2 protein-coding genes are annotated in these 2423 nt (G+C 64.6%); both read left to right on the forward strand.

The features are described from left to right. Window positions 1-954, forward strand: a 954-nt coding sequence (locus ENZ75_RS28735) for a pyridoxal-phosphate dependent enzyme (RefSeq protein ID WP_128278506.1), incomplete at its 5' end; no start/stop codon positions are given. Beyond that, on the forward strand, window positions 951-2132 hold the full coding sequence (locus ENZ75_RS28740) for a PLP-dependent aspartate aminotransferase family protein (protein ID WP_063169614.1): 1182 nt from the start codon (window positions 951-953) through the stop codon (window positions 2130-2132). The genes ENZ75_RS28735 and ENZ75_RS28740, both read left to right, overlap by 4 nt. Window positions 2133-2423: the final 291 nt, after the last annotated feature.

Here is a 2423-nt window from a genome sequence, read left to right on the forward strand (position 1 = left end):
TTCTATGCCAACCAGTTCGCCAACCCGGCCAATCCGCTGGCGCATGAAACCACCACCGGCCCGGAGATCTTTTCGCAGCTCGACGGTGATGTGGATGCCGTGGTGGTCGGCGTCGGCTCGGGGGGCACGCTGACCGGGCTTGGCCGCTACTTCGCAAAAGTGTCGCCGAAGACCGAAATGGTGCTGGCCGATCCGGTCGGCTCGGTGCTGGCGCCGCTGATCAAGACCGGCAAGATGGAAGAGGCCGGCAGCTGGACCGTGGAAGGCATCGGCGAGGATTTCGTGCCGCCCAATGCCGATCTGTCGCTGGTCAAGAAGGCCTATTCGATCCCCGACAAGCAGAGCATGCTGGCGGTGCGCGACCTCTTGTCCAAGGAAGGTATCCTTGCCGGCTCATCCTCGGGCACGCTGCTGTCGGCGGCGCTGCGCTATTGCCGCGAGCAGACGGTGCCCAAACGCGTCGTCACCTTCGTCTGCGACAGCGGCAACAAGTACCTGTCGAAGGTGTTCGACGATTTCTGGCTGGCCGAGCAGGGGCTGGCCGAGCACGAGCAGCATGGCGATCTGCGCGACCTGGTGATGCGCTCGCACCGCACCGGCGACACCGTCTATGTCGGCCCGGACGAAAGCCTGCTCAATGCCTATGGCCGCATGCGCCGCTCCGATGTCTCGCAGCTGCCGGTGCTCGACAATGGCAAGCTCGTCGGCATCGTTGACGAAAGCGACATACTGGCCAAGGTCGACGGCCCTTATGACGGCCGCTGGGAGCGCTTCAACGGCCCGGTGCGCACGGCCATGACCTCCAACCTGCACACGCTGCAGGCCAGCCAGACGCTGGACGCGCTGCTGCCGGTGTTCGACCGCAACGAGGTCGCCATCATCTTCGACGGCGACGAATTCGTCGGCCTGATTACCCGCATCGATCTGATCAACCATCTGAGGCGCGCACGATGACCAGCAATACTCCGCCAGCCGGGAAAAACCGTCTGGCTTTCTCGACGCGCACCATCCATGGCGGCCAGAGCCACGACCCGCTGACCGGCGCGGTGATGGTGCCGATCTACGCCACCTCGACCTATGGCCAGCAATCGCCCGGCGTGCACAAGGGCTTTGAATATGCCCGCAGCCAGAACCCGACGCGCTTTGCTTTCGAGCGCGCGGTGGCCGACCTCGAAAGCGGCTCGGCCGCGTTCGCCTTCGCGTCAGGGCTGGCGGCGATCGCCACCGTGCTGGAGCTGCTCGATTCCGGTGCGCATATCGTCGCCACCGACGACATCTATGGCGGTTCCTTCCGGCTGATGGAGCGGGTGCGCAAACGCTCGGCCGATCTGCAGGTCTCGTTCGTCGACTTCACCGACCTTGCCGCCGTCGAGGCCGCGATCCGGCCCGAGACGAAAATGCTGTGGGTCGAAACCCCCACCAACCCGCTGCTGCGCATCGTCGACCTCGAAGGCGTCGCCGCACTTGCCAGGCGCAAGGGGATTCTCACGGTCGCCGACAACACCTTCTGCAGCCCCTATATCCAGCGGCCGCTGGAGCTCGGCATCGACATCGTCGTGCATTCGACGACCAAATATCTCAACGGCCATTCCGACATGGTCGGCGGCGTCGCCGTGGTCGGCGACAACAAGGATCTGGCCGCCCAGCTGAAATTCCTGCAGAACGCCATCGGCGCCATTTCGGGCCCGTTCGACAGTTTTCTGGCGCTGCGCGGCCTCAAGACCTTGGCGCTCAGGATGGAGCGCCATTCCGCCAACGGCCTGAAGATCGCGCAATGGCTGGAAGCGCGCCGCGACGTCCGCCGCGTCATCTATCCCGGCCTCGCCAGCCACCCGCAGCACGCCGTCGCCGTCCAGCAGATGCATGCCTTCGGCGGCATGATCACAGCCGTGCTCGACCGCGACCTAGCCGGCACCAAAAAGTTCCTCGAACGCACGCAATTGTTCACGCTCGCCGAAAGCCTCGGCGGTGTGGAGAGCCTGATCGAACACCCGGCGCTGATGACGCATGGCTCCATACCGGCGGAGAAACGGGCCGAGATCGGCATATCGGATTCGCTGGTAAGGTTGTCGGCGGGGATCGAGGATGGCGATGATCTGATTGCGGATCTGGAGCAGGCGCTGGCGGGTTAGAAGCTTAATCAACTTGCAACTTCAGCGTTGCCCCTCATCGCCCTGCCTTGGCTCCTTTCCTTTCCCTCCGGAGGGGAGAGAGGTGGCTCGGCGAAGCCGAGACGGAGTGGGGGAAGGCGTTCGCAGACGCGCAGTCGCCGCAAGACAGGCACAATCTGACGAGCAAGAGACCTCAGGGCGCGCGGCGAGGGTCGACCCCCACTCCGTCGAGCTTCGCTCGACACCTCTCCCCCGATCGACGAGGGAGAGGAAGGGCAAGGGGCGGCGCGCGGACGTCTCATGATGATGGAC

The organism is Mesorhizobium sp. M7A.F.Ca.CA.002.04.1.1 (assembly GCF_004022805.1).
Lineage (GTDB): Bacteria > Pseudomonadota > Alphaproteobacteria > Rhizobiales > Rhizobiaceae > Mesorhizobium > Mesorhizobium ciceri.

Excerpts from the sequence above, each read along its gene's own strand:
- ENZ75_RS28740 (WP_063169614.1), top strand. The coding sequence starts at position 951 with ATGACCAGCAATACTCCGCCAGCCGGGAAAAACCGTCTGGCTTTCTCG.